We start from the raw sequence: 24,656 nt of genomic DNA on the forward strand, positions 1-24,656 counted from the left end.
AGCCCCCGGCATCGCCATCGGATTTGCCGTTGGTCCACGGCCAATCTGTTTTTGCACCGACGGATCGGGCTAAACTCGTGCAACCCTGTCAAAACAGAGAGGCAACTTATGGCCGAATGTCCGAGTGGAGGAGAGAACAACGGAATTGTCGCAAGCGCTGTTGCCGACGATGATCCGCGTCTCGCGTTCATCTATCAGGAGGCGGTGAGAGGTCTCACTCAACAGCAGACGCTTGTGGAGAACATGAGCACCCGCGCCGGCAGCCTTGTCTTTGCCATCGCATTTGCCAACTCGCTACTCGGCGGTGCGGCGCTTTCCAACGGGCTTGGGCTTTGGGATTGGACCGCAGTGGCCCTGTTGTTCGGCATCGGCGGGCTGATCGTCTTCATGCTTTGGCCCTATCACCAATATACATTCCGCTTCGATCCGGAAGATCTGCTTGATCAATATGTCGACGGCGACAGGCCGACGACAATGTCGGCCATGCGCCGCGCGCTTGCCCTTCGGATCAAGGCGGACATGGCCGGCAACTGGCGAATTATCCAGCGGCTCCGGCTGGCGTTGCAGATTGCGCTGGTTTTTCTGCTGCTCGACATCCTGGCTTGGCTTTTGGCAATTGCGGGCATCTGATCACGTCTCAAGGTGCACCGGCCTCGGTCGCGCATCATACCTGCGTCCTAGGAAATGGACAGAATCTCAAGTTCGCGCGGCCCTAGCTGGACAAAGTCGCCAACGGTTTTTCCGGTCAGCGCGATGGCAACCGGCGAACCATGCGATATGGAAGCTTCAGACGGGTTGGCCTCATCCTCTCCGACGATGCGGAAGGTCTGAGTGCGGCCATCATCACGTTTGAAGGTAACGGTGTGCCCGAAGGCGATCACCTCATTAGAGGTGGGCACCGGCATAAGCTGTGCCGTACGGACGCGCTCGGCATAGTAACGCATATCTCGAACCGGAACCGCTGACTGGCGTCGCCGCTCATTGACATCTTCCAGCACGCTAGCGGCCTCGAGAGCTTGCTGGGCGCGAGTCAATTCAACCTGCAGCGTCTTGAGGCCCGCTTCCGTGACAAGGTTGACCCGATCGGAGACAGGGCGAGCCGGCAGGATGGTTTCCGATGCTGCCTCGGCGCTTTCCTCCTTGGCAAACGCTACGCTCAATTGTCGATACTTTCTGCTTGCCGCCCACTGCTGTTATTCGAGATTCTGGCGACGGATGACCGGCGCAAAACCTATGTTCGGCGCCTCGACCAGTTCGGCCCTTACCCGAACATCCTCTCGCCTTGCTCGTCGACCAACTGCATGCCCTTCTTGATCGAGATGTCGACGGCGTCGTCCAGTCCGGCAAAGCGATCGGCGCGGATGAATTTGTGTTCCTTCATCACGCCGTCGACTTCCTTCGAAACCACGCCGCAGGTCTGGTATTGGCCCCCCTCCGCCTTGTAGGGCGTGGCGCTGATCAAAAATCCCTTGTGCTCAACCTGCTTTGCCGGTGCTGCGCTCTTGGGCTCGCCCCCCTCACCGCCACCACCGAAAAGACGCTTCAGAAAAGACATGGGGCTTCCTCCAACGGCAATCATCCTGCACCACGTCTCGCGGTGCAGGATGATTTTCAGTACCGTTCCTCAGTCGAACGGGCAAGCGTTCTCGCCAGGGGTCAACCGCGCGATAGCGCTTCCAGGGCTTCAGCGGCGGCTTCCAGGACTGCAATCGCCTCGGCCTGCTTTTCAGCCGGCGCGTCGACGAGATCGCCGAGCGCGGCACGCAGCCGGTGGCGCACGGCGCGGAACTCCTCGCGGGCATCCGAGCGACCCCGTCCACCACGCCGTCCGCCTTCCTCGCCGTCGTCGTTCCAGCCGAACCAGTCCCGCGCTTTCGCCATCTTGCGGCCGAAGCGCTCGAGATGCTCCAGCACGCCGTCGATCATCTCGCGGTTCTCGGCGAGATGCGCCTGGCCCGCCTCGGTGATCGAAAACACCTTCTTGTTGCCGTCGGCGGCTGAAGCCGCATAGCCGGCCTCTTCCAGGAAGGTCAGCGTCGGATAGACGACGCCCGGGCTCGGGCTGTAGATGCCGCTGGTGCGCTCTTCCAGCGCCTTGATGATGTCGTAGCCGTGGCGAGGCGCCTCGGCCAGCAGCGACAGCGTGATCAGCTTGAGATCGCCGTCGGCCAGCATGCGCCCGGCACGAAACATGTCGCCCGGGCCGCCGCGTCCACCGCCACGTCCGCCGTGGCCGAACGGACCAAAGCCGCCGCCCCCTCTTCCACCAAATTTGCCTGCCATGTGCAGGAATGCGCGCTCGGCGCGCTCGCCAAAGGGATGATGTCTGTGCATGAATTGCTCCTTGAGTTATATCTTACGATACATCTTAATTAGGCTTACCCCGCCGACGAGTCAAGATATATCTTACGATGCATCTAAAGGCGGCGCCAGAAGGTTGATTTCGCCGCCGCCGGCAGCTAGAAAGCGCGTGAGGGCCAAAACCTCTCCGTAAGCGTCTGACGTCAAGCAACGCATCCACCCCGGTCTTTCCGGGCAGTTCCGCCGGAAACCCGGCGCAATGGATGCCAAATGCGACGGACCGGATGTTTCAGGAAAATCCAAAAATGACCACGACCCGTAAGCGCGGCAAGCTGCCGGCGCGCTATGCCGCGATCGTCAGTCCGCTGGTGCTGTCGCTGCTGATGACCTTCATCGTCTCGTTCATATCGACGCTGAAAAGCCTTGGACTGCGACCTGATTTGCCGGCTGTCTGGCTCACTGCCTGGGGCCTGTCCTGGCTGGTAGCGTTCCCAACGTTGCTCATGGTGCTGCCGGCGGTGCGCCGCATTGTCGGCTGGCTTTGCGAGCCGGCGTCCCGGTAACGCCCATGACGGTAAGGCCCGCAGATATCTTCGGGCCTTGCCTCGCTACCAGCGGCCCTTGCGCCGGTTCCAGGCATAGAGAAGATCGGCGAAACGATCATAGGCCAAGCGCGTCAGCGGCAGCGCGACCGGATTGCCGAAGAGCGTCGCCAGCCAGCCCTCGCCCGGCGTCGCCCGCCAGACGGCAACCGCGACATCGGCGCCGACCAGCAGCCTGCCTTCGGCATCGGTGGCATGCAGCCGGCGGCGTATGTCCTCCAGCGAGGCGCTGTAGCCAGAGAGCGCCGCCGGTTCGAGGTTGATGTCGCGGAATTCGATCCGCCCGGCCTTGATCGCCTCGATCAGCCGCCGTTTCTGCCGGGTGATGCCGCCATCGCAGACGGGGCAGCGTGTGTTGTACCAGACGGTCAGCGCAGGCTTGGACATGGCGCGACTATCACCCTGACGGCACGGCCCCGCAATATGACGCCGAGCCGCACGGACCCGCGCCCAGCGCTATCCAAGCGAAGTGACGATCTCGCGATAGGCAAATTCCGGGAAAGCCTTGAGCGTTCGCGTCTTGACGCTGCCACCCGTTGCCAGCATCAGCGCGAAACGAGCAAGCACAGCATCGTCGGGCGCCTCGATAATCGCCACCATGTCATATTCGCCCATAGTCAGGTAAAACGCCTTGAACGAGCCGCCCATGTCGGCCAGTTGCTTCTTGGCGGCATCGAGCCGCTTCGGCGACTCTCGGATATTTCTGGCGCCCTGTTCCGTCCAGTTCATCAGCAGGATGTAGGTTGTCATCACACACCTCCCTCCGGCGCCACGGAGCACGGCTGAGGACATCAGCCTGGGCGGACATCCGGTTTTTCGCCCAGAACATGCATCCGACCAGGCAAGTATCCTCCCGACGGAGATGTGCGACAAGAGCCTTCACCCGGGCAACAAAAAGGGCGCCATCGGCGCCCTTTTCGAATGCTGGTCTGTTGCCGGTATCAGCTGTCGAGGAAGCTCCTCAGCTTGCGGCTCCGGCTCGGGTGCTTGAGCTTGCGCAGCGCCTTGGCTTCGATCTGGCGGATACGCTCGCGCGTCACCGAGAACTGCTGGCCGACTTCTTCCAGCGTGTGGTCGGTGTTCATGCCGATGCCGAAGCGCATGCGCAGCACCCGCTCCTCGCGCGGCGTCAGCGAGGCGAGCACCCGCGTTGTGGTCTCGCGCAGATTGGCTTGGATCGCCGCATCGATCGGCAGGATCGCCATCTTGTCCTCGATGAAATCGCCCAGATGCGAATCCTCTTCGTCACCCACAGGGGTTTCGAGCGAGATCGGCTCCTTGGCGATCTTCAAGACCTTGCGCACTTTTTCGAGCGGCATTGCGAGCTTTTCTGCCAGTTCCTCCGGCGTCGGCTCGCGGCCGATTTCATGCAGCATCTGGCGCGACGTGCGCACGATCTTGTTGATCGTTTCGATCATGTGCACCGGGATGCGGATGGTGCGCGCCTGGTCGGCAATCGAACGCGTGATCGCCTGCCGGATCCACCATGTCGCATAGGTAGAGAACTTGTAGCCGCGGCGGTATTCGAATTTGTCGACCGCCTTCATCAAGCCGATATTGCCTTCCTGGATCAGGTCGAGGAACTGCAGGCCGCGATTGGTGTATTTCTTGGCGATGGAAATGACGAGGCGCAGGTTGGCCTCGACCATTTCCTTCTTGGCGATAGCGGCTTCGCGCTCGCCCTTCTGCACCTGGTTGACGATCTTGCGGAATTCCAGGATCGAGATCGCCGTCTCGGTGGCGAGATTCTGGATTTCCGAACGCAGATCCTTGATCGCGTCCTTCTCGTTCTTGGTGAATTCCTTCCAGCCGCGCGAGGTCAGATTGCCGATCGAGCGCGTCCAGTTCGGGTCGAGCTCGGAGCCCTGATATTCCTTGAGGAACTCCTCGCGGCGCACGCCATAGCTTTCGGCCAAGCGCAGCAGCTTGCCTTCGTTCTGCACCAGCCGCTTGTTGATGTCGTAGAGCTGCTCGACCAGCGCCTCGATGCGCGCCGTGTTGAGCGACAGCGACTTCACCGCCTTGATCAGCTGGTCCTTCAGCTCCTTCAGGCGGCGGTCCTGGCTTGGCGACAGCGTGCCGGTCGCGGCCAGACGGTTCTCGACCTGCTGGTCCTGCAGCTTGCGCAGCTTCTTGTAGGTGTCGGCGATGACGTCGAGCGTCTCCATCACCTGCGGGCGCAGTTCCGCTTCCATCGCCGCCAGCGACAGGCTCGCCTCGTCCTCGTCTTCCTCGTCGTCATCGACTAGGCCGCGCGTGTCGGCGCCGACATTGGTGATGTCGTCTTCCTCGTCGCGTCCACGCCTCGGCTTGTCCTCGGCCTTGGGCGCCTCCTCGATGCGCTCGACCACCGGCGCCTGCTTGGCTTCGGGGCCGGCATAGGTGGCTTCGAGGTCGATGATCTCGCGCAGCAGGATCTTGGATTCGTTGAGCTCGTCACGCCAGATGATGATGGCCTGGAAGGTCAGCGGGCTTTCGCAGAGGCCCGCAATCATCGTCTCGCGGCCGGCCTCGATGCGCTTGGCGATCGCGATTTCGCCCTCGCGCGACAGGAGCTCGACCGAGCCCATCTCGCGCAGATACATGCGCACCGGGTCATCGGTGCGGTCGGTCGGCTCTTTCTTGGTGGTCGTGGCGGCGACGGCGGTGCCGGTCTGCTCGGCCAGCTCGTTGGCGTCTTCCTCGGCGTCGGCATTGCTGTCGGCGGCCTCGGGCTCCTCGCTCTGATCGTCGTCCTCGACCACGTTGATGCCCATGTCGGACAGCATCGCATTGATGTCTTCGATGCGATCCGGATCGGTCTCTTCCGACGGCAGCACCGCGTTCAGTTCGTCGAGAGTCACATAGCCGCGCTTCTTGGCGGCCTTGATCATCTTCTTGACAGCATCATCGGAAAGGTCGAGCAGAGGCCCATCGGTGGCGCCTTCACGTTCGGTCTCGACCTCTTCCTTTTCCTTTGTCGCCATAGTCTTTATCTTCTCCTAGCGGCCGAGCATCGAAGCCGCGTAGCTGCCGCACCGGTCAAACTACATGCGCTGGTGGCGCTTAACCGGGCCGGTAACCGAATCAACTCTTTTGTTTGTTCATATCGTGCCCCCAAAACCGGTTTTCACTTTTGGGCGATATGCATTAAGTCCAGATTAACCCTGATATCTGTGGCAGGCTGACAGCCTGTCCAGTGATCAGCACCTCGCGTCAGTGCATTTCCATCGACGCCGGCACGGGTTAAGGTTTCGAATCGTCCTGATTCCGTCATTCTGCCAGAAGGTCAAGCGCCTCTCGCATGATTCGCATCAAAAAAGCGAATCAATTACCCGACTTAGAGGCGTCGATTCGACGCGCAGCACGTACATCATCCATTCTTGCGCAGGTTTCGACCTACACGCGCCCACCCCTGCCCGAGGACACACCGAAGCCTTCGATCAGCGCTTCCGTTGCTTGTACATCACGGAACTGCGCCTGAATCTCGATGAGGTGCCGGTAGTTTTCGTCAGTGGGATCGCTGGCGAGCGCTGCTTCCGCCTGTTTCAGCTCCTTATGTAAGGTGCGCGCGCTGCGCTGCAAGTGCAGCGCCTGGTTGAAGGCGTCGCGGGCATCGTCAAGCGCTGCGGTTTCCAGCGCGGGCCATTGCCTGGCCCGTTGGATGAGCGCCACGGCGCGCCCCCAGATATCGCTGCAGCCGGCACGTTCGATGGTGGCGATCACCGCGCTACGGTCATTGGCCATGTCGTGCGCCATCGCATCGAGGATGGCGGCGTGCAGCCGCTGCAGATCGGTGTTGGCGAGATCGAGGAACTCGACATGGGCGAAGTTCTCGTCGATCAGCGCCGGATGGTTGACGAGGGCTACGATGATCGTCGCCTCGCGCACCGACATCATCTCGCCGCCGCGCTTGACCATGGCGGAGCGGCCGAGGCTTTCGGTGATCGCGGCGCGCGCGCCGACCCCGCCGCCTTTCGCGAACTGCCCGCCGGGGGCTGAAGTCTTGCCCTGCCCCGGTTTCCAATCCGGACGACCTTGCCGGGCACTGCGCTGGGAGCCGAAGAAGTTCAGCACCCGCTCGCGCATCTCCTGCTGGTAGTGGTAGCGCAGGCTTTCGTCGCGGATACGACTGGTCAGCTCGCGGAGCGTCTTTTCCAGCTCCGCCCGCCGCTCCGGCGTATCGAAGACGCCGCCTGCCGTCTCGCGCATCCAGAGCAGGTCGGCCAGCGGCCGTGCTTCGGCAAGCACGGCGCGAAAGGCGTCCGGTCCTTCGGCCTTGACCAGATCGTCGGGATCCTTGCCCTCGGGCAGCAGGGCAAAGCGCGCCGAGCGTCCCGGCTGGATAGACGGCAGCGCCATATCGGCGGCGCGCCACGCCGCCTTCAACCCGGCCTGGTCGCCGTCGAAGCAAAGCATCGGCTCGGGCGCCATGCGCCACAACAATTCGAGCTGGTTTTCGGTGAGCGCGGTGCCGAGCGGCGCAACGGCATTCTCAAAGCCGGCCTGCGCCAGCGCGATGACGTCCATGTAACCTTCGACGGCAATCACTGTGCCGCCCTTGGCCAGGGCTTTGCGGGCGCGGGCGAAGTTGTAGAGCACGTTGCCCTTGTGGAAGAGCTCGGTATCCGGCGAATTCATGTATTTGGCCAGCGCATCGGCCGCCAGCGCGCGACCGCCGAAGGCGATGATCTTGCCCCTGGAATCCGGGATCGGGAACATGATGCGGTCGCGGAACCAGTCGTAGGAGACCGGAATGTCGTCGCCATGGCGCACCAGCCCGCAGGCCTCGATGTCGGCCTTGGGCACGCCCTTGGCGGCAAGATGCTCCTTCAGCGCGTTGCGGCTGTCGGGCGCAAAGCCGAGCCGGAACGATTGCTGCGTCGCCGGCGTCAGCCCACGGTCCCTGAGATAGGCGCGAGCCTTGGCGCCTTCCGGCCCCTGCAGCCGCTCCTGGAAGAAGGCGGTCGCCATCTCCATGACATCTGTCAGGCTGGCGCGTTCCTTCTCGCGCTGTTCCTCCCGTTCGTCGCGCACCGGCATCGGCACGCCGGCCATCTCGGCGATCTTCTCGACCGCTTCGGGAAAACTCATGCCATCGAGTTCGGTCAGGAACTTGAAATGATCGCCCGACACCGAACAGCCGAAGCAGTGATAGCGGCCCTTCTTGTCCTCGCAGTGAAAGGACGGGCTCTTCTCGCCATGGAAGGGGCAGCACGCCCAATAGTCGCCGCGCGAGGCGTTGGTCTTCTTTCTGTCCCACGCGACGCGCTGGCCGATGACCGAGGAAATCGGCACACGGTCGCGTATCTCGTCGAGAAAGGCGGGCGGAAAGCGCATCGGGGAACTCGTTTGTCCCCCATATAATCATGTGCGCGAAATCCGACGACCCTTATTGCGGACCTTACCCGGTTTCCACAGGGCAAAAGGAAAAGCGGCCGTTGCTGGCCGCCTCCTTTCAAGCTCCAGCAGTGCGCTGGTGAGACTTAGTGCGCGGCGATGGCGCCGAAGATGATGCCGGACAGGATGCTGACCAGCACATAGTCGTTGCCGACGCGGATCCATTCCTGGCCGCGGCCGGGACGATGCAGGCCATAGCGGCCATAGTCGCGGATCGGCTGGTGACGCTTCCAGCTCGAGTATTTCTGGCCATTGCGCCAATGGCTGCGCTTGACGACGACCGTCTTCTTCACGACGCGCTTCCTGACGTCGACACGCTTGCCGGGCTTCTGCCAGTCGACCTGCGTGTAATCCGACTGCGGTGCTACCGGCGCATTGAGAGGCGCGGCCTGGCCGGTAAGCGAAGTCGCGGCCAGCATTGAGAAAGCGAGGACGGAAAGAACAATACGTTTCATAGCGGGGCTCCTTGGTTGTCGATGCCCCAGGGAATAGCGCCCGAAGGATGAACCGAAACTGAACATCAGCATTACAATTATGTAATGAAATCCTCTGCTTATACCGGAGATCTGAACATCATCGCAAAGGCATTTGCCAGAAGCACGGCAAACGGGGTTGGTCGGCCACCGGGCCAGGGATCCGCCATGCAACCATTTGCGCATCCGTCCATTTTCCGACACGGCCCGTCGCGCTGCGACGGCCCCTTGAATTCGACAAGATTTTATTATCCGGCTAAAATATTCCCGCTATTGTTCAAGACTGTCATGATCATGATTCGCGCTCTCGTTTCCTACCCTGCCCACCACGCTCTTCGGGTCGCGGTCCCTGTCCGCGTGCGGGTTTCGAAATGAGCGGTTCCGTCGTCCTCCTGCATCTGGCCGGCGCCGTGGCGCTGATGCTGTTTGCCACTCGCATGGTCAAGACCGGCGTCGAGCGCGCCTATGGCGACGTGCTGCGTCACCGGCTGCGTTCCACCATGCGCAATCCGATCATGGCGGTGCTGGCCGGCTGCGGCCTGTCTATCGCGCTGCAAAGTTCGACCGCGGTCACGCTTCTCGTCGGATCCTTCGCCGGCGCCGGCATCGTTTCGGGCATGTCGGGCCAACTGGCGGTGCGCGGCGCCGAGATCGGCTCGGCGCTGGTCGTCAAGCTGCTGACTTTCGATCTGACGCTGCTGGTGCCGATCTGCCTCGTCGCCGGCACCGTCATGTTCATGGCCACGGAGCGGCGCGACTGGCGCCAGTTCGGCCGCATCCTGGTCGGCATCGGCCTTTTGGTGCTGTCGCTGGAGATGATTGGCCAGGCGTCGGAGCCACTGCGCCAAAGCACGCTGATGCCGCTGATCATCAAGTATTTCTCCAGCGACTACGTCACCGCCTATCTGCTCGCCGCGCTCGTCACCTGGCTGTTCCACTCCTCGATCGCCGCCGTGCTTTTGATGGTGACGCTGGCCGGCCGCGGCTTCATCCCGCCTGAACTCGGCATCGTGCTGGTGCTCGGCGTCAATCTTGGCTCCTCGATCATCGCGCCGCTGCTGACCCGTAATGCCGAGCCTGGCGTGCGCGTCGTGCCGATCGGCAATCTCCTGATGCGCGGCATGGGTTCGCTGGTGATGCTGATCCTGTTCATGACGGTGAAGCCGTCTGTCGCCTTCCTCGGCGCCACCGTGCCCGACCAGATCGTCAACGCCCACATCCTGTTCAACGTGCTGATCTTGCTTGCTGGCCTGCCGCTTGCCAGCCTGGTCTATCGCGCCTCGGAGGCAATCGTGGCGATGGGCACCAAGCCGGCGCCGGCCGCCGCCCTCGACGTGGTCGAGCTTTCCGCGCTCAACGACAGCGCGCTGGACGTGCCGAGCCAGGCGCTGGCCAACGCCACCCGCGAGGTGGTGCGCGTCTGCGAAACGGTCGAGATCATGCTGAAGCGCATCATCGAACTCTATGAGAGCGCCGACGGCGACAAGATCAAGGCGCTGGCCGCGCTTGACGACCGCGTCGACAGGAAGCACGCGGCGATCAAGCTCTATCTGGCCAAACTGACCAGGAACTCGCTCACAGAGGACGAGGCACTGCGCTGCCAGGAATTGATCGGCGCCTGCGTCAAGCTCGAGCAGGTCGGCGACATCATCGTGCGCAACATGCTGGTGCATGTGAAAAAGAAGTTCGAGCGCGGGCTGGAGTTCACGCCCGAGGGTTGGAGCGAGTTGCTCGCCTTCCACACTTCGGTTCTGGCCAATGCCAGGCTTGCCTTCAACGTGCTGGTGTCGCGCGATCCTGAAACCGCGCGCCAGCTGGTGCTGGAAAAGGACCGCCTGCGCGACCGCGAGAAGGAAACCAGCGCCAGCCATTTCGTGCGCCTGCGCGACGGCACCGCCAAAAGCGTCGAGACCAGCTCCATTCACCTCGACACCATCCGCGATCTGAAGCAGATCAACTCGCTGCTGGCCTCGATGGCCTACCCCGTGCTGGAAGAGCGCGGCCTGCTCGGCGGCTCCAGGTTGAAGGCGAGCTGATCAAGAAAACCTAAACCGGCCGCAAAAATTTCTGCATTGCCGGCAAGCGCCATCCATGATTTGAGGCCAACTCGTTCAAGGATCGCTTCCGCGCCATGCTTCCGCTCATTGCCCTGTTCATCGCCGCCTTCGCTTTCGGCACCACCGAATTCGTCATTGCCGGCGTGCTGCCGCAAGTGGCCGACGGCCTTGGCGTTTCGATCCCGACCTCCGGCTATCTCGTCTCAGGCTATGCCGGCGGCATCGCGGTTGGCGGGCCATTGCTGGCGCTCGCCACCAAGGGCATTCCCCGCAAGACGCTGCTGCTTTGCCTGACCGTCGCCTTCACCATCGGCCAGGCCGCTTGCGCGCTGGCGCCCGATTTTGCCTCGATGCTGCTCTTGCGCATTGCGGTCGCCGTCGCACACGGCGCCTATTTCGGCGTCGCCATGGTGGTGGCTGTCGGCCTCGTGCCCGAGGACAAGCGCGGCATGGCCGTGGCTGTGATCCTCTCCGGCCTCACCGTATCCAATGTCATCGGCGTGCCGGCCGGCACCGCAATCGGCAATCTCTGGGGCTGGCGCGCCACCTTCTGGGTGATGTGCGCGCTGGGCGTGGTGGCGTTTGCCGCCATGGCTGCGCTTTTGCCGCGCACGACAGGCGCATCAAGGCCATCCGCCAGTCTTGGCAGCGAGGTTCGCGTGCTGGCGCGCCAGCAAGTCTGGACCTCGCTGATCCTGATGCTGATGTTGATGATCGGCCAGTTCGGCCTGTTCACCTACATCACCCCGACCCTGCTTGAGGTGACCCATCTTGACGAGAGCCTGATCCCCTGGGTGCTGCTGCTCAACGGCGTCGGCGCCACCGTCGGCGTTTTTCTCGGCGGCAAGCTTTCCGACTGGAAGCTGATGCCGTCGCTGATCACCATGCTTGCGCTGCAGGCGGTGATGTTGGGCGTGATCTATGCCGTCAGCCCCTATCCCGTGCCGATGGTCATCGCCATCGTTATCTGGGGTGGCCTCAACTTCGCCATAGGCACGCCGATCCAGACCCGCATCCTGGCCTGGACGGCGGACGCCTCCAACCTCGCCTCCTCGCTCATCCCCTCCGGCTTCAATGTCGGCATCGCGCTCGCCGCGTCGCTGGGCGCGGCCATGCTCAATGCCGGCTACGGCTACCGCAGCCTGCCGGTTGTGGGCGCTGCCGCCATGCTGGTGGCGGTGGTGGTGGCACTTGCCTCCTACATGTGGGAGGGGCGCAGCCGGGCAGCGCCGCCGCTGCAGGCAGCGGCCGAATAGCGTCGACCTACAAATCGATCCGGAACAACAAACTCTCGGCGCCGCCATACGCGGCGTCCTTGATGAACGGACCGACCACACGGCCGCCATTGGCCAGCACCACCTTCTGCGAGGCCGGATTGTCGAGGTCGGTGGTGAGCTCGACATATGGCAAACCAACAGCCCTCGCCTCGTCCAGCATCAGCCGCAGCGCCTCGGTCGCATAGCCTCGTCCGCGCTTCCACGGCACCACGGCATAGCCGATATGGCCGAGCACATGCGACGGCAGTGCGGCCGTACCGGGCTGCCAGCGAAAGCCGATCGAGCCGGCGGCCTCGCCATCCCAGATCCAGCGCCGAAAGCCCGGCAGCCGCGGCACTGTCGTGCCGTCCGGCAAGGTAATCGGGCCTCCTTTGGCCTCGGGATCGTCGAGGCTGGCAAGGAACGCCGCGGGATCCTCGTCGATCGCCGCAAGTTGCTCGCGCGTCGCTTCCATCAGCCGGACATTGTCCGGCGACCAGCCACGCTCGAGCGCCGCCTTGTAGGAGGGCAGATGTTCGAGCGTGGGTTTGACGATTTCGATCATGGTGGGTCTCGACCGGGCAGAGGCCACTTAGCCCCGAAATTGCGGTGCCGCCTTGAACCGGATTTCGCCGTTGTTCAGGAAACATGCCTTGTCGAACAGCGCGAGATCCAGCGGGTTTGGCAAACGGACATCGGCAAGGTCTGGAAATGGCTTCTTCGACGGATCATAGGATCGATCGATCTGCGAGATAAAGACCATGATCAGCCCCGCGTCGCGCGCAAAAGATTTGAGGTTGCGAACCTGAACCATCAGCTCCGAATTTTCCCGCCTCTGATCAAGCAGTTGCAGATAATCGATGACCACCAGCGTGCCGCGCGGCGCCGATCCCAGCCTGCCGATGATGTAGTCGGCGCTGATGGCGTCGGAACTGTCGAATTCGAACCGGCCATCGAACTGCGCAGGCTCTACCCCGATAGCGTGGAACCGGCCCAGGACATCCGCCAGCGTATATTCCAGCGTGAAGAAAACAGCTCTGTTGCCGGCCTTCATGGCTTCGACCGCGAGTTTGATACTCGTCAGGATCTTGCCCTGGCCCGGCCGCGCACCGATCAGAACCAGGTCACCGGGTGCCATCCGCGCAAACATCTTTCTAGCAGGCGGCGCTGCGGCTGCTTTGCTCGCAAGCAAGCTCCAGCTGTCAAAACCTTCCTTGATCGCGATATGGTCGAGCGCTTCGTGAAGTGGAATATCGTCTTTACGCGACAAGAGTTTGGCTTCACGCTTGAGATGGTAGACAGGCGCTGACAGCCTCATCGAAAACCTCCTATTGCGAGCAGTCTTCGCAACCCCTCCTTATGCATGGTGCTCGAACAGTCGGTTCGGTGATCGTATGGCCCCGCATGAACAATGCTTCCCGCTGGAGGGAGGAGGCGTGGGCGCGCCGGAATCAGATGATAGAGCAATCTCTGCTTAACGAAAATCGTGTGTGCGGCGCCTTTCGAGAGGGACTGTTTGCGGATCACCGCCACGTTCTGTAAGTAAACATTGTGGTCTTTACCGAGGGCGAGTTACATGGCCAAGATACGTGGCATCGACGATCTTACCTGGCAGCAGCTCCTAGACGAGATCAATCGTGGCGGAAAGTTCGTCTGTTTCCAATATTGCTTCTCGATCATCGTGCTGACCTTCCGTCGCTCGACCGACGTCTACTTCATCCGAGCCGGGGAGAACGCCTCCCGTCATCATCTGCCCTATACGCTTTTGTCCCTGGTCGCAGGATGGAGGGGTGTCCCGTGGGGTGTGATCTACACGCCGGCCGTATTGGCCACCAATCTCTCCGGTGGCAAGGATGTCACCGCCTCGATCCTGCGCCAGATTGCGCCAACGGCCTGATCGGCATCGAGTGCCCGAAGCCAAGTCGCTACTGCAGCAGGCCCTTGACGATGCCGCTGGCCTTGCCGAAATCCATCTGGCCGGCATATTTCGCCTTCAGCGCGGCAATCACCTTGCCCATGTCCTTCTGGCTCGCCGCACCAGTCGCTGCGATCGCTTCGCGCGCGGCCGCGGTGACGGCAGCGTCGTCCAGCTGCGTCGGCAGGAAGCCGCGGATGATCTCCATCTCGCCACGCTCCTGCGCCGCCAGTTCCGGGCGCTTGCCGTCCTCGAACGCCTTGGCCGATTCCTCGCGCTGCTTCACCATCTTGGCCAGGATCTGCAGGATCTCCTCGTCGCTGGCGGGGTCCTTGGCCGAGCCGCGATTGGCGATGTCGCGGTCGTGAATGGCGGCCTGGATCAGCCTGAGCGTCGGCAGGCGGTGCTTGTCCTGCGCCTTCATCGCGCTTTTCAGGGATTCGGCGATTTTTGCGCGCATGATGCTTTCTCCTTCGAACGGCGCGGACAATAACCGCGGCCCATCCGCAAAGCAAACGCGCCAAAGCTCTGATATCATTCGCTGAAACAAATGCTCGCCGTTTTGGCACGGCATCATTGACCGCTCTGGCGCCTTCCCCTATGTACTCGGCCTTGCATAAGACAAAGAATTGATGCGCGCAGGCTCGAGAGATCGGCCGCGCCGTTTGCTGCGCAGATGGCCCGCCATCGAAGCGCGCAGCGTGACAGGAGCGTCGCCATGGCCGAGATGACCCCCGAACTGACCCCGCCTTGGGCAACCGAAAAGCCGACCGCCGTCCTGGTGCTGGCCGACGGCACCGTCATCGAGGGTCGCGGCCTCGGCGCCACCGGTTCCGCCGTTGCCGAAGTCTGCTTCAACACCGCGCTCACCGGCTACCAGGAAATTCTCACCGACCCGTCCTATGCCGGCCAGATCGTCACCTTCACCTTCCCGCATATCGGCAACATCGGCACCAATGACGAAGACATCGAGGACTTGAACCCGGTCGCCCGTGCCGGCGCCGTTGGCGCGGTGTTCAAGGCCGATGTCACCAACCCGTCCAACTACCGCGCCGACACCGGGCTGGACCAGTGGCTGAAGAAGCGCGGCATCGTCGCGCTGTCGGGCATCGACACCCGGGCGCTGACCGCGCTGATCCGCGAAAAGGGCATGCCCAATGCCGTCATTGCGCACGCGCCCGACGGCATCTTCGACCTCGACGATTTGAAGCGGCGGGCCGCCGCCTGGTCGGGCCTGATCGGGCTTGACCTCGCCAAGGAAGTCACCTCCGGCCAGTCCTCGGTCTGGCGTGGAACGCCCTGGGTGTGGAACGAAGGCTTTGGCGAACAGGCCGAGCCGTCGATGCACGTCGTCGCCATCGACTACGGCGTCAAGCGTAACATCCTTCGCCTGCTTTCCGGCCTCGGCGCCAAGGTCACCGTGGTTCCGGCCGGTACCGGTTCGGAAGAAATCCTGGCCATGCAGCCCGACGGCATCTTCCTCTCCAACGGCCCCGGCGACCCGGAAGCCACCGGCGAATACGCGGTGCCGGTCATCCAGGACCTGCTCAAGACCGATATTCCGGTGTTCGGCATCTGCCTCGGCCACCAGATGCTGGCCCTGGCGCTGGGCGGCAAGACCGCCAAGATGCACCAGGGCCATCACGGCGCCAACCACCCCGTCAAGGATCATACCACCGGCAAGGTCGAGATCGTCTCGATGAACCACGGCTTTGCCGTCGATGCCGACTCCTTGCCCGAGGGCGTCGAGGAAACCCATGTCTCGCTGTTCGATGGCTCGAACTGCGGCATCGCGCTGACCGGACGTCCGGTGTTCTCGGTCCAGCACCACCCCGAGGCCTCGCCCGGCCCGCAGGACTCGCACTATCTGTTCCGCCGCTTCGTCAACCTGATCCGCGAAAAGCGCGGCGAGGAACTGCTGGCCGAACGGGCCTGAGCCCTCTGTGTAGCAGCGATAATATCGCTTAGCCTCGAGCGATAAATCTGCGGTATTGCGCGAGTGAAGACGATCATCCTCTCGGTGTCGGCAGCTCGCGATCTCGACAACCTGCCGGCCGATGTCCGCGAGCAGGTCTCTGAGGGTTTGAACACTTATGCCATCAGCGGGCGTGGGGATGTAGAACGTCTTGCCGGCCGAGACGGTTACAGACTTCGGATCGGTTGCTACCGCGTTATATTGATGAAGATCGCACGACAATCCTCGCGATCTACATCGGCAAGCGCGAAACGACGACCTACAGCCGGCCATAGGACAGCACATCATGAACGCTCCGCAAATCATAAGGACTTCAACCGGGGAAGAACTGGTCGTCATCCCGAAGGCTGACTACGAGGCATTGCTGCATGCCGCCGAAGAAGCCAGAGAAGACGCTGCGGATGTGGCGATCTACGATGAGCGGAAGGCCGAGTTCAAAACGGAAAAGCCTCTGCCCGCCGAGGTGACCATGGATATTTTGCGAGGTTCCAGCCGGGCTCAAGGCGCTGCGCAACTGGCGCAAGCTGACGCAGGGCGAGTTCGCTGATGCCATCGGTGTCAGCCAGGGCTTCCTGTCGGACCTTGAATCCAATCGCCGCAAGCCATCGGCGCAAACCAGCACCATGCTGTCGAAGGCATTGGACGTGCCCAGCGAATGGATCGAAGCCTAGTATCTAACCTTACGCCACCGGCCGGCCTTCGCTGGCCTCCAGTATGGCAAACCATTGCTGGCGGTCGAGGTCGATCTCCAGCGCCTTGACCATGACGGCCAGCCGCTCGGGCTTCATCGTGCCGAGCACCGGCGCCAGCCGCGCCGGATGACGCAGCAGCCAGGCGATGGCGACGGCGGCGAGATCGCCGGCGCCGATCTCGGCAGCCACCGCCGCGATTGCCGCCCTGACCCGCGCCTCGCGCCCTTCCTTGCCGGTGAACAGCAAGCCGCCGCCGAGCGGCGACCAGATCATCGGCGCATAGCCGAGGCGTTGCGCGTGATCGAGGCTGCCATCCACCAGCGCATTGGTTTTCAGCACCGACATCTCGATCTGGTTGGTGGCCAAGGCAAACGGCAGCCGCGAAGCCAGAAGGTCGAACTGCGACGGCGTGAAATTGGAGACCCCGACCGCTCTCACCTTGCCCGACTTGACCAGCCCGGCAAGGGCCGCCGCCGTCTCGTCGGCATCCATCAGCGGATCCGGTCGGTGCAGCAGCAACAGGTCGAGATAGTCGGTGCCGAGATTGGCGAGCGAACGGTCGACCGAGGCGGCAATGTGGGCCGCACTGGTGTCGTAATGCTTCAGCCGGTTCTGAGGCCGGTTGGCCGATGCCAGAATGATGTCGCATTTCGAGATCAGCTCGATGCTGTCGCGCTTGCCCTTCCAGCGCGACAAGCCGGCGCCAAAGGCAGCTTCCACCTGGTAATGCCCGTAAATATCGGCGTGGTCGAAGCTGGTCAGGCCGAGATCGACCGCAGTGCCGATCAGCCGCGCGATCTGGTCGGCGTCCGGGCGCGCGGCGTTGTCGAGCAGGCGCCAGGCGCCGAACACCAGCCGCGACAGCGACACTCCGTCCTTGGTTAGCTCTATGCGGCTGTCATGGCTCATATCTGGGCTCCATCTTCCGCAGCGCCGGTGGCAACGCTTCTCACCGCCGTCGGCCTCGCAACTTTCGTCACAAAGACAATGACGGCAAGCGTCAGGAAGCACGCGCCAACCAGATAGGGGGCGCCGCCGAACACTACGGGCGCATTCGGTCCGGTGAACCAGGAAAAGATCGCGGTGTAGAGCAGCGGCGTGATGATCGAGGTGATCGAGAAGATCGACGTCATCGCACCCTGCAATTCGCCTTGCGCCGATGGCGGCACCTTGGCGGCGGCAAGGCTTCTCAGCGGCGGATCGGCCAGTGCTTCGAGGCAGCCGACGACGATCACCGCATAGATCATCCAGCCTTGCGAGGCGAAGGCGTAGCCGAAGGCGCTGGCCGCAGTAAATGTCAGGCCGATCACCGCCGTCCTCCATTCGCCAAGTTTGGGGATCACGCGCGGCAGCACCGTCGCCATGACGATCGCCCCACACAGGCCGAAGGCGCCGAGCGAGAAGCCGATCTGCTGCTCGCTCCAGCCATAGCGGTAGTTGGACACGAACGACCACACCGCAGGATACATCATGTGGCCGAGCGTCATCAGGAAGAAGGCGAGCCCGATCCAGCCGATGCCCTGATATTGGCGCATCTGCAGCAGCGTGCCGACCGGGTTGGCGCGTTTCCACTCGAAGCGGCGGCGGTGCTTTTCATCGAGCGTTTCAGGCAGGAAGAACATGGCGATGAGGAAGTTCACGAAGGCAAGCCCGGCGGCAAAGTAAAACGGCACTCGCGGCCCGAACGTGCTGAGCAGCCCGCCCAGCACCGGCCCAATGACGAAGCCGACGCCGAAGGCGATGCCGAGCAGACCGAAATTCTTCGCCCGGTTGTCGTCGTTCGAGATGTCGGCAATGAAGGCCGACGTCGTCGAATAGCTGGCGCCCGAAACGCCGGCCAGCACGCGGCCGATGAACAGCATCGGATAGGACCAGGCGATGGCGCAGATCAGATTGTCGATCGAGAATGTAAGCACCGAGGCAAGCAGGATCGGCCGCCGCCCGAAGCGGTCGCTCAATCCACCCATGATTGGCGCGAAGAAGAACTGCATCGCCGCATAGACGAAGAACAGCCAGCCGCCTTCGATCGCCGCTTCGCTGATGCCGACGCCGGAAAGCTCCCTGAGAAAGGCCGGCAACACCGGCATGATCATGCCGAAGCCGATAATGTCGAGCAGCAGCGTGGTGAAGACGAGCGCAAGGCCCCGCCTGGCGGTTTTGGGGTCGATCATGATGGCGTCTGCTCCCTGAGACCGCCCTTGGGCGGGCGCCCGTTATAGGCGAGGCGCCACTTTGGAACAATAGGAGAACGCCTCAGGCGTTCTCCTCCTGACATCTGTTGCCGGTGGTGAATCGGCCCGCCGACGGATGCGCTTTGAACCGCGGTCGGCTGGAACTTGCGAGCGCCTCAAACCGGACCGGTCAGCGTGTTGCAATCCGACAGCTTGCCGCTCTTGTAGCCGCGCGCCAGCCAGGTCTGCCTTTGCTGCGACGTCCCGTGGTTGAAGCTTTCCGGAACGACATAGCCCTGCATCTTCTTCTGCAGCGTATCGTCGCCGATCTGCTTGGCGGCGTTGAGCGCCTCTTCGATGTCGCCCTGTTCCAGAATGCCCTTCTGCGCGGTGAAATGCGCCCAAACGCCGGCGAAGCAGTCGGCCTGCAGCTCGATGCGCACCGACATCTGGTTGGCTTCCGCCTCACCCATCGACTGCCGCATCTGGTTGAACTTGGGCAGGATGCCGGTGAGGTTCTGCACATGGTGACCGACTTCATGGGCGATCACATATGCCTGGGCGAAATCCCCCGAGGCGCCGAACTGCTGGTCGAGCTGCTGGAAGAAGGTGGTGTCGAGGTAGACCTTGTGGTCGCCGGGACAATAGAACGGTCCGGCTGCCGTCGAGGCGGAGCCGCAGGCCGAGCGGATCTGGCCGCTGAACAGCACAAGCTTCGGGACCTCGTATTTCAGGCCCTGCGACTGGAAGATGCCGGTCCAGGTCTCTTCGGTCTCGGCCAGCACGGTCGCCACGAACTGCTTCATCTCGTCGGAAGCAGGCGTGCCGGCGCCGTCGTCCTGGCCGCCGCTGTTGTCGGTAATCTGGCCACCGCCACCCGGCAGCACGCCGCCGCCGTCGCCGCTGCCCAGGATCTGCGACGGGTCGAAGCCGAAATACCATCCGGCCAGCACCACGAGGACGACCAGCAATATGCTGCCGCCGCCGCCGGTGCGGCCGCCGATCGGGATGCGGAACTGGCCAGGGCTGCCGCCGCCGAAACCACCACCGCCGCCGCTGTCGCTGCGCTCGTCCTCGACATTGTCACTCTGACGGCGGCCCTTCCAGAGCATGGCAACTCCCCGTATGCAAACTTCGGCTGGCGTGGCCGATGTCGTGGCCCAGTCCGACCCAACAGACAATTATCGCAATGGTTGCGCCAAGTCACAGTATTTTTCGTGGCAGCGGCATCGTGTTCGCACTCTGGTCGAGGCGGCATGCGCGCTGTAGCATCCGGTTCGAACGGGGGTGTCGGGGACTTGCGGACAATCGGTCGATTTCTGCTGCTGGCGGTGGTGCTATGCCTCGGCCCGTCGCCGGCGCGCGCCGTGACGCTCGATTCCAGCGTCGCCGTAACCGATCCCGAGACATTGCAGGCGCTTGAGCGTGGCGGCCTCTCGATCAGCCGCCTGCTCGGCCCGGCGCTGGGTCTCACGCGCGAGGTCGACAATCGGGGCCTGTTTTCGGTGCGCGCGCTGACCCCTGTGCGCAACGCCGTCAAGCAGGAGATCGCCGACGAGCCTGCCAATAGCCCCGATCCTTACGTCGCGGCCATGGCCAAGTCGAAGGACACCAGCCAGAAATTCAACCCGAAATACATCGACGATGACGGCTCGACGCTCGACCTGACCGGCGTCGTCAACCGCATGGACCGCGGCTATCTCGGCCACACCGAATGCGGCGAGATCAGGCTGATCTACCGCTTCCACTATTCGGTGGCGGAGAAGCCCACGAAGGGAAAGACAGCGCAACGCATCTCGTCGCGGCTGCCGCTGACCATGGGTCTGGTCTTCAACGCCAGGCCCGGCGAGGCTCGCCCCCGCGCTTCGAGAGACCGTCCAAGCGCCACCGCCGTTTCCTGTGCCGAAATCGCCAAGCGCTGGCTCGCCGCCGGCCAGAAGAACCTTGCGCCCGAGCAACTGGCAGCCTGGCTGCGCTCCGACGAAGGGCCGCTCTCCAACGCCATGCTGAATTCGTCGCAGATCATGCGGCTTGAGCTGAACATGCAGGTTCTCCGGCTGTCGGCCTCGAGCCGCCGCGACTTCGGTGGCCACGCCGAATATCTCCTCAAGATTTTCAAATGGGACCCAACGACGTCCACCTTCCAGGAATCGAAGATGGAGAACCAGATCGACCGGAAAGTGGTTCTGGCCGACCGGCCGGCCTTCGCCAAATGGCTGCTCACCGACCGCAACCTCTACGACCTCGATCGCGGCCGGCTGGTCATCGACGACAAGTTCCTGGCGACCAGCGCCGTCTCGGTCGCACCCGGCGGCATGGCCAGGTCGCAAAACAATATCGCCTATGGGCTGCTCGACGATGCCGACATCGACAAGGCACTGCAGGACTATGTCGCCAAGGGCAACGAGCTGCGCAGCGTGAAATCGGTGGCCGGCTTCAATCTGCGTCTCAACGAAATGACCTGCACCGGCTGCCACCAGACGCACGGCATTGCCGGCTTCCATTACACCGGCGCCGATCCGGCCAGCGAGCCGCGCCGCAACGCCGTCATCGTCCCCGGCTCGGCGGTGTTCTTCGCCGACCTGCCGCGCCGCCGCGCCATCGTCGAGGACTTCGCCGCCGGCGGCCATCCGGATTTCTCACGCGGCTTCGCCGCCCGTCCGGACGCCAAACTCGCCGAAGCGCTGAAAGGCACCGATCTCTACAATGGCTGGGGCTCGATCTGCTACAGCGGCAAGGATGCCAGCTTCAAGGACTGGAGCTGCGGCGAAAGCCTGCGCTGCGCCGGCGTCCATGAAAGCGACATCCATCCGGGCTTCGGCACCTGCGTCAGCGAGGCGGCCACCGCAGTCGGCGACCCCGTCGAGTTCGGCGAGATTAAGATGTCGAGCTGGGGCAGCGACAAATATTGCCGCCTGTCGCCGGCCACCGCAAAAGCCTGCGCCATCGATCCGGCGCGCGACAAGAAACCGGTAATCAAGCTCGCCGGCTATGGCGCGGCGCGCCAACGCTACGACAACCCCGAGCAGAAGACCGGTGGCTTTCCCGGGGGCATGCTGCGCAAGGCAAGCTGCGACAAGCTTCCCGACGAGGCGACTTGCGGCCGCCTCGCCAAGACCGGTTTCAACGACTGCATCGCGTCGGGCAAGGACCACAAATTCTGCACCAAGGAATTCACCAAGACCGCCGGCCTGCGCGCCTGCGACAAGGCGCATCCCTGCCGCGAGGACTATATCTGCACCGCCGGCTACGACGATCTGGCCGCAGCCAAGCCTGGCAAGGGCTCCTGCATTCCGCCCTATTTCATATTCCAGTTCCGCGTCGACGGCCATCCGCGCAGTTGGGTGCAGGACACCGAGGAATGAGCGGCAGGTTGCCGCTTGCGAACAGAACTCAGATCTTCTGCTTGGTGCCGGCGCTTTTGCCGTCCGAGCTTTTGGAGCGTTCCTCGAAACGCGCGGCGCCCTTTTTCAGCGCATGGCCGGTTTCGACCTCGGTCTTGCGTTCGTCCTTTGCCGCTGCCTGCCTCAAACCCTCGGCCGCCTGCTTGCCCTTCGCGGTCGGTGCCTGTTCGACGCCCATGTTTTCCTCCTTGGCGCGCGACAATCACGCGCAACGTCAGGAGCAACGAGCCTGACGTGCGGAGGTTCCAGTGGTGCGGCCCCGGCACCCCTCAGCGCGGCGCGATCATCGCCTTGCGAAAGGCTTCCAGCGTCTCGGCGCTGACATGATGCTCGATGCCCTCGGCATCGATGCGCGCCGTCTCGGCGCTGACACCGAGCGAACGCAAAAACGCTTCTACCGTCTGGTGGCGGATGCGGCTCTCTTCCGCCACCTTGCGCCCGGCGTCGGTCAGGAACACACCGCGATAGGGTTTTCTGGAAACGAGCCCGTCGGCGCACAGCCTGGTCAGCATCTTGGCCACCGTCGGCTGGGCGACACCGAGCCGCGCAGCAATATCGACCTGACGCGCCTCATTGCCGTCCTCGATCAGGTCGGCGATCAGCTCGACATAATCCTCGACCAGCGCGCCGCGGCGCGCTTCGCGCTGCTGCCGGAACCCTTTCGAATGAATCTCGGCGTCAGGCAGCGGCTCCTCGCGTCCAACCGGTCTGTGCTTCAGCGCCAACACGCGCTCCTTCCTATCTTTTGACAAGAATCGGCTTTGGGCAAAGCAATCGCCCTTTGCCATTCATAGCACGGGCTTAACTGTTCCAGCCGTTTATTTCCATTCCATGGTAGGCGCAACCGGCGTTTGCGATCCCCGGCCGGCCTGCCGGTCGGCGCAACAGGAAGCACATACAATGAAATATAGCCTATTGCATAATGTTGAGCCCTGGCATAGATAGGATGACGTCAACCGATCCACCCAGTGGAAAGCCCTCCATGTCCGAAGCTGACGCTACCTTGGGATCATCCTGGCGATTTGACAGGCCGGAGGACAATCCTCCCAGCCTGCGCGAGGTGAACTCCACGATCGCGGTGCCGCAGTCCGGCGTCTGGTTCCGTCGCCTGTTCGCCTTCATGGGACCGGGCTACATGGTCTCGGTCGGCTATATGGATCCGGGCAACTGGGCCACCGACCTCGCCGGCGGCGCCCAGTTCGGCTACACGCTATTGTTCATCATCATGCTGTCCAACCTGATGGCGATCCTGCTGCAGGCGCTTGCCGCCCGGCTTGGCATCGCCACCGGCCGCGACCTCGCCCAGGCCTGCCGCGCCTATTATCCGCGTCCCGTCAGTTTCGTGCTGTGGATCGCCTGCGAACTCGCCATCATCGCCTGCGACCTCGCCGAGGTGATCGGCACGGCGATCGCGCTGCAGCTTCTGTTCGGCATTCCGCTGATCGGCGGCGCGTTGCTGACGGCGCTCGACGCCTTCATCGTGCTGCTCTTGATGAACAAGGGTTTCCGCTATCTCGAAGCCTTCGTCATCGCGCTTTTGATCATCATCTTCGGCTGTTTCGCCATCCAGATCTTTGCCGCTGCCCCTCCGGTCGGCTCGATCCTGCATTCGATGTTCGTGCCGTCGACGGAGATCGTCACCAATCCGGCGATGCTCTACATCGCCATCGGCATCATCGGCGCCACGGTGATGCCGCACAATCTCTACCTGCACTCCTCGATCGTACAGACACGCGCCTATGAACGGACCGAAAAAGGCAAGCGCGACGCCATTAAATGGGCGACGACGGACTCGACCATCGCGCTCGTCCTGGCGCTGTTCGTCAACGCCTCGATCCTGATCGTCTCGGCGGTGGCCTTCCATGGCACCGGCCATCAGGATGTCGCCGAGATCGGCCAAGCCTTCGAGCTCTTGTCACCGCTGCTTGGCCTCGGCATCGCCTCGATCCTGTTTGCGGTGGCGCTGCTGGCCTCCGGCCTCAACTCGACGGTTACGGCAACGCTTGCCGGCCAGATCGTCATGGAAGGCTTTTTGCGCCTGCGCATTCCGCAATGGGCGCGCCGGCTGCTGACGCGCGGCATCGCCATCGTCCCGGTGGTGGTCGTCACCGCGCTCTATGGCGAAAAGGGCACCGGCCAGTTGCTGGTCTTCAGCCAGGTGGTACTGTCGATGCAGCTGCCCTTCGCAGTCATCCCGCTGGTGCAGTTCGTCTCCGACAAGAAGAAGATGGGCAACCTTGCCATTCCCCGCGGCGTGGCGGTCCTCGCCTGGGTCGTCGCGGCGGTCATCCTGGTGCTCAACTTCAAGCTGCTCTACGACACCGTCTTCGGCGTCGGCTGAGTTTCTTCTTGAACTGCTCTATCTCTTGTTTGACGCAATTCCGGGCGGAAAGCCGCCTCACACTTTTCCTGGAATTGCTCAAGACGGCGA

General features: G+C 62.9%; 26 protein-coding genes. 10 read left to right on the top strand and 16 right to left on the bottom strand.

Features of this window, described 5'->3' with window-relative positions; genetic code table 11:
- The first annotated feature begins 51 nt into the window (after positions 1-51).
- Positions 52-630: a hypothetical protein gene (locus NLY37_RS15315; RefSeq protein ID WP_245260622.1), complete on the top strand. Its 579-nt coding sequence runs from the start codon at positions 52-54 to the stop codon at positions 628-630.
- 47 nt (positions 631-677) lie between these two features.
- Here NLY37_RS15315 and greA read toward each other — a convergent pair whose 3' ends face one another.
- The 3 genes from greA to NLY37_RS15330 form a co-directional block, all read right to left on the bottom strand.
- Positions 678-1,160 carry a transcription elongation factor GreA gene (gene greA, locus NLY37_RS15320; protein ID WP_023683799.1) on the bottom strand — a complete coding sequence of 161 codons (483 nt, stop codon included), beginning with the start codon at positions 1,158-1,160 and terminating at the stop codon, positions 678-680.
- Between the two features lie 101 nt (positions 1,161-1,261).
- Entirely contained in the window at positions 1,262-1,555 is a 294-nt protein-coding gene (locus NLY37_RS15325; protein WP_023672451.1) for an HlyU family transcriptional regulator, read from the bottom strand.
- Positions 1,556-1,656: 101 nt separating this feature from the next.
- A complete protein-coding gene (locus NLY37_RS15330; RefSeq protein WP_023741123.1) occupies positions 1,657-2,334 on the bottom strand; it encodes a PadR family transcriptional regulator in 678 nt (225 codons plus the stop codon).
- A 272-nt stretch (positions 2,335-2,606) separates the two neighbouring features.
- Here NLY37_RS15330 and NLY37_RS15335 point away from each other — a divergent pair, with 272 nt between their 5' ends.
- Positions 2,607-2,864: a DUF2798 domain-containing protein gene (locus NLY37_RS15335; RefSeq protein ID WP_023697083.1), complete on the top strand. Its 258-nt coding sequence runs from the start codon at positions 2,607-2,609 to the stop codon at positions 2,862-2,864.
- A gap of 45 nt (positions 2,865-2,909) precedes the next feature.
- Here the strand turns inward: NLY37_RS15335 and NLY37_RS15340 are convergent, their stop codons facing one another.
- The 5 genes from NLY37_RS15340 to NLY37_RS15360 all read right to left on the bottom strand — a co-directional run bounded on the left by NLY37_RS15340 (position 2,910) and on the right by NLY37_RS15360 (position 8,737).
- The gene (locus NLY37_RS15340) at positions 2,910-3,290 is read right to left on the bottom strand and encodes a thiol-disulfide oxidoreductase DCC family protein (protein ID WP_023697082.1); all 381 of its coding nucleotides are present in this window, start codon (positions 3,288-3,290) and stop codon (positions 2,910-2,912) included.
- Between the two features lie 69 nt (positions 3,291-3,359).
- Entirely contained in the window at positions 3,360-3,653 is a 294-nt protein-coding gene (locus tag NLY37_RS15345) for a GYD domain-containing protein (protein WP_023672447.1), read from the bottom strand.
- 191 nt (positions 3,654-3,844) lie between these two features.
- Positions 3,845-5,869 (bottom strand): RNA polymerase sigma factor RpoD, encoded by a 2,025-nt coding sequence (rpoD, locus tag NLY37_RS15350; protein ID WP_023672446.1) that lies wholly within the window; start codon positions 5,867-5,869, stop codon positions 3,845-3,847.
- A gap of 412 nt (positions 5,870-6,281) precedes the next feature.
- Positions 6,282-8,222, bottom strand: coding sequence for a DNA primase (gene dnaG / locus NLY37_RS15355; RefSeq protein ID WP_023741122.1), 1,941 nt, complete (start codon positions 8,220-8,222; stop codon positions 6,282-6,284).
- A 146-nt stretch (positions 8,223-8,368) separates the two neighbouring features.
- Complete coding sequence (locus NLY37_RS15360; protein ID WP_023741121.1) at positions 8,369-8,737, bottom strand: RcnB family protein; 369 nt, start codon at positions 8,735-8,737, stop codon at positions 8,369-8,371.
- 389 nt (positions 8,738-9,126) lie between these two features.
- Here NLY37_RS15360 and NLY37_RS15365 point away from each other — a divergent pair, with 389 nt between their 5' ends.
- Together NLY37_RS15365 and NLY37_RS15370 are read left to right on the top strand one after the other, a co-directional pair.
- Positions 9,127-10,791, top strand: coding sequence for a Na/Pi cotransporter family protein (locus NLY37_RS15365; RefSeq protein WP_023741120.1), 1,665 nt, complete (start codon positions 9,127-9,129; stop codon positions 10,789-10,791).
- A 95-nt stretch (positions 10,792-10,886) separates the two neighbouring features.
- The gene (locus NLY37_RS15370) at positions 10,887-12,068 is read left to right on the top strand and encodes an MFS transporter (protein ID WP_023741119.1); all 1,182 of its coding nucleotides are present in this window, start codon (positions 10,887-10,889) and stop codon (positions 12,066-12,068) included.
- A 7-nt stretch (positions 12,069-12,075) separates the two neighbouring features.
- On the opposite strand, the gene NLY37_RS15375 is transcribed toward NLY37_RS15370, so the two are convergent.
- Together NLY37_RS15375 and NLY37_RS15380 are read right to left on the bottom strand one after the other, a co-directional pair.
- On the bottom strand, positions 12,076-12,633 hold the full coding sequence (locus NLY37_RS15375; RefSeq protein ID WP_023672441.1) for a GNAT family N-acetyltransferase: 558 nt from the start codon (positions 12,631-12,633) through the stop codon (positions 12,076-12,078).
- A gap of 27 nt (positions 12,634-12,660) precedes the next feature.
- On the bottom strand, positions 12,661-13,386 hold the full coding sequence (locus NLY37_RS15380) for a DNA helicase (RefSeq protein WP_023741118.1): 726 nt from the start codon (positions 13,384-13,386) through the stop codon (positions 12,661-12,663).
- A gap of 258 nt (positions 13,387-13,644) precedes the next feature.
- Here NLY37_RS15380 and NLY37_RS15385 point away from each other — a divergent pair, with 258 nt between their 5' ends.
- A complete protein-coding gene (locus tag NLY37_RS15385; RefSeq protein WP_031245976.1) occupies positions 13,645-13,965 on the top strand; it encodes a hypothetical protein in 321 nt (106 codons plus the stop codon).
- Positions 13,966-13,993: 28 nt separating this feature from the next.
- Here NLY37_RS15385 and NLY37_RS15390 read toward each other — a convergent pair whose 3' ends face one another.
- Positions 13,994-14,443, bottom strand: a complete 450-nt coding sequence (locus tag NLY37_RS15390; protein WP_032887220.1) for a GatB/YqeY domain-containing protein — start codon at positions 14,441-14,443, stop codon at positions 13,994-13,996.
- A 258-nt stretch (positions 14,444-14,701) separates the two neighbouring features.
- Between NLY37_RS15390 and carA the strand changes: the two genes are divergently transcribed.
- The 3 genes from carA to NLY37_RS15405 all read left to right on the top strand — a co-directional run bounded on the left by carA (position 14,702) and on the right by NLY37_RS15405 (position 16,629).
- The gene (carA, locus tag NLY37_RS15395; RefSeq protein WP_081726027.1) at positions 14,702-15,919 is read left to right on the top strand and encodes a glutamine-hydrolyzing carbamoyl-phosphate synthase small subunit; all 1,218 of its coding nucleotides are present in this window, start codon (positions 14,702-14,704) and stop codon (positions 15,917-15,919) included.
- Between the two features lie 325 nt (positions 15,920-16,244).
- Positions 16,245-16,505: a hypothetical protein gene (locus NLY37_RS15400; protein WP_245260143.1), complete on the top strand. Its 261-nt coding sequence runs from the start codon at positions 16,245-16,247 to the stop codon at positions 16,503-16,505.
- A gap of 4 nt (positions 16,506-16,509) precedes the next feature.
- Positions 16,510-16,629: a helix-turn-helix domain-containing protein gene (locus tag NLY37_RS15405; RefSeq protein ID WP_245260145.1), complete on the top strand. Its 120-nt coding sequence runs from the start codon at positions 16,510-16,512 to the stop codon at positions 16,627-16,629.
- Between the two features lie 9 nt (positions 16,630-16,638).
- Here NLY37_RS15405 and NLY37_RS15410 read toward each other — a convergent pair whose 3' ends face one another.
- From NLY37_RS15410 to ypfJ, 3 genes are all read right to left on the bottom strand, one after another.
- Positions 16,639-17,559 (bottom strand): aldo/keto reductase, encoded by a 921-nt coding sequence (locus NLY37_RS15410; protein WP_023825080.1) that lies wholly within the window; start codon positions 17,557-17,559, stop codon positions 16,639-16,641.
- Positions 17,556-18,821 (bottom strand): TCR/Tet family MFS transporter, encoded by a 1,266-nt coding sequence (locus tag NLY37_RS15415; protein ID WP_023741115.1) that lies wholly within the window; start codon positions 18,819-18,821, stop codon positions 17,556-17,558. The genes NLY37_RS15410 and NLY37_RS15415 overlap by 4 nt, the downstream gene beginning before the upstream one ends.
- 176 nt (positions 18,822-18,997) lie before the next feature.
- Entirely contained in the window at positions 18,998-19,933 is a 936-nt protein-coding gene (ypfJ, locus tag NLY37_RS15420) for a KPN_02809 family neutral zinc metallopeptidase (RefSeq protein ID WP_023741114.1), read from the bottom strand.
- Between the two features lie 186 nt (positions 19,934-20,119).
- Here ypfJ and NLY37_RS15425 point away from each other — a divergent pair, with 186 nt between their 5' ends.
- On the top strand, positions 20,120-22,186 hold the full coding sequence (locus NLY37_RS15425; protein WP_031245974.1) for a hypothetical protein: 2,067 nt from the start codon (positions 20,120-20,122) through the stop codon (positions 22,184-22,186).
- A 28-nt stretch (positions 22,187-22,214) separates the two neighbouring features.
- On the opposite strand, the gene NLY37_RS15430 is transcribed toward NLY37_RS15425, so the two are convergent.
- Both NLY37_RS15430 and mntR read right to left on the bottom strand, forming a co-directional pair.
- Positions 22,215-22,403 (bottom strand): hypothetical protein, encoded by a 189-nt coding sequence (locus NLY37_RS15430; protein WP_023672434.1) that lies wholly within the window; start codon positions 22,401-22,403, stop codon positions 22,215-22,217.
- Between the two features lie 91 nt (positions 22,404-22,494).
- Complete coding sequence (gene mntR / locus NLY37_RS15435; RefSeq protein WP_023672433.1) at positions 22,495-22,950, bottom strand: manganese-binding transcriptional regulator MntR; 456 nt, start codon at positions 22,948-22,950, stop codon at positions 22,495-22,497.
- Between the two features lie 257 nt (positions 22,951-23,207).
- Here mntR and NLY37_RS15440 point away from each other — a divergent pair, with 257 nt between their 5' ends.
- Positions 23,208-24,566, top strand: coding sequence for an Nramp family divalent metal transporter (locus tag NLY37_RS15440; protein ID WP_023672432.1), 1,359 nt, complete (start codon positions 23,208-23,210; stop codon positions 24,564-24,566).
- Positions 24,567-24,656: the final 90 nt, after the last annotated feature.

The sequence above is a fragment of the Mesorhizobium sp. C395A genome, from assembly GCF_030323205.1.
Taxonomy (GTDB): Bacteria; Pseudomonadota; Alphaproteobacteria; order Rhizobiales; family Rhizobiaceae; genus Mesorhizobium.

Excerpts from the sequence above, each read along its gene's own strand:
- NLY37_RS15325 (WP_023672451.1), bottom strand. The coding sequence starts at position 1,555 with ATGTCTTTTCTGAAGCGTCTTTTCGGTGGTGGCGGTGAGGGGGGCGAG.
- NLY37_RS15330 (WP_023741123.1), bottom strand. The coding sequence starts at position 2,334 with ATGCACAGACATCATCCCTTTGGCGAGCGCGCCGAGCGCGCATTCCTG.
- NLY37_RS15335 (WP_023697083.1), top strand. The coding sequence starts at position 2,607 with ATGACCACGACCCGTAAGCGCGGCAAGCTGCCGGCGCGCTATGCCGCG.
- NLY37_RS15340 (WP_023697082.1), bottom strand. The coding sequence starts at position 3,290 with ATGTCCAAGCCTGCGCTGACCGTCTGGTACAACACACGCTGCCCCGTC.
- NLY37_RS15345 (WP_023672447.1), bottom strand. The coding sequence starts at position 3,653 with ATGACAACCTACATCCTGCTGATGAACTGGACGGAACAGGGCGCCAGA.
- rpoD (WP_023672446.1), bottom strand. The coding sequence starts at position 5,869 with ATGGCGACAAAGGAAAAGGAAGAGGTCGAGACCGAACGTGAAGGCGCC.
- dnaG (WP_023741122.1), bottom strand. The coding sequence starts at position 8,222 with ATGCGCTTTCCGCCCGCCTTTCTCGACGAGATACGCGACCGTGTGCCG.
- NLY37_RS15360 (WP_023741121.1), bottom strand. The coding sequence starts at position 8,737 with ATGAAACGTATTGTTCTTTCCGTCCTCGCTTTCTCAATGCTGGCCGCG.
- NLY37_RS15365 (WP_023741120.1), top strand. The coding sequence starts at position 9,127 with ATGAGCGGTTCCGTCGTCCTCCTGCATCTGGCCGGCGCCGTGGCGCTG.
- NLY37_RS15370 (WP_023741119.1), top strand. The coding sequence starts at position 10,887 with ATGCTTCCGCTCATTGCCCTGTTCATCGCCGCCTTCGCTTTCGGCACC.
- NLY37_RS15375 (WP_023672441.1), bottom strand. The coding sequence starts at position 12,633 with ATGATCGAAATCGTCAAACCCACGCTCGAACATCTGCCCTCCTACAAG.
- NLY37_RS15380 (WP_023741118.1), bottom strand. The coding sequence starts at position 13,386 with ATGAGGCTGTCAGCGCCTGTCTACCATCTCAAGCGTGAAGCCAAACTC.
- NLY37_RS15385 (WP_031245976.1), top strand. The coding sequence starts at position 13,645 with ATGGCCAAGATACGTGGCATCGACGATCTTACCTGGCAGCAGCTCCTA.
- NLY37_RS15390 (WP_032887220.1), bottom strand. The coding sequence starts at position 14,443 with ATGCGCGCAAAAATCGCCGAATCCCTGAAAAGCGCGATGAAGGCGCAG.
- carA (WP_081726027.1), top strand. The coding sequence starts at position 14,702 with ATGGCCGAGATGACCCCCGAACTGACCCCGCCTTGGGCAACCGAAAAG.
- NLY37_RS15400 (WP_245260143.1), top strand. The coding sequence starts at position 16,245 with ATGAACGCTCCGCAAATCATAAGGACTTCAACCGGGGAAGAACTGGTC.
- NLY37_RS15410 (WP_023825080.1), bottom strand. The coding sequence starts at position 17,559 with ATGAGCCATGACAGCCGCATAGAGCTAACCAAGGACGGAGTGTCGCTG.
- NLY37_RS15415 (WP_023741115.1), bottom strand. The coding sequence starts at position 18,821 with ATGATCGACCCCAAAACCGCCAGGCGGGGCCTTGCGCTCGTCTTCACC.
- ypfJ (WP_023741114.1), bottom strand. The coding sequence starts at position 19,933 with ATGCTCTGGAAGGGCCGCCGTCAGAGTGACAATGTCGAGGACGAGCGC.
- NLY37_RS15430 (WP_023672434.1), bottom strand. The coding sequence starts at position 22,403 with ATGGGCGTCGAACAGGCACCGACCGCGAAGGGCAAGCAGGCGGCCGAG.
- NLY37_RS15440 (WP_023672432.1), top strand. The coding sequence starts at position 23,208 with ATGTCCGAAGCTGACGCTACCTTGGGATCATCCTGGCGATTTGACAGG.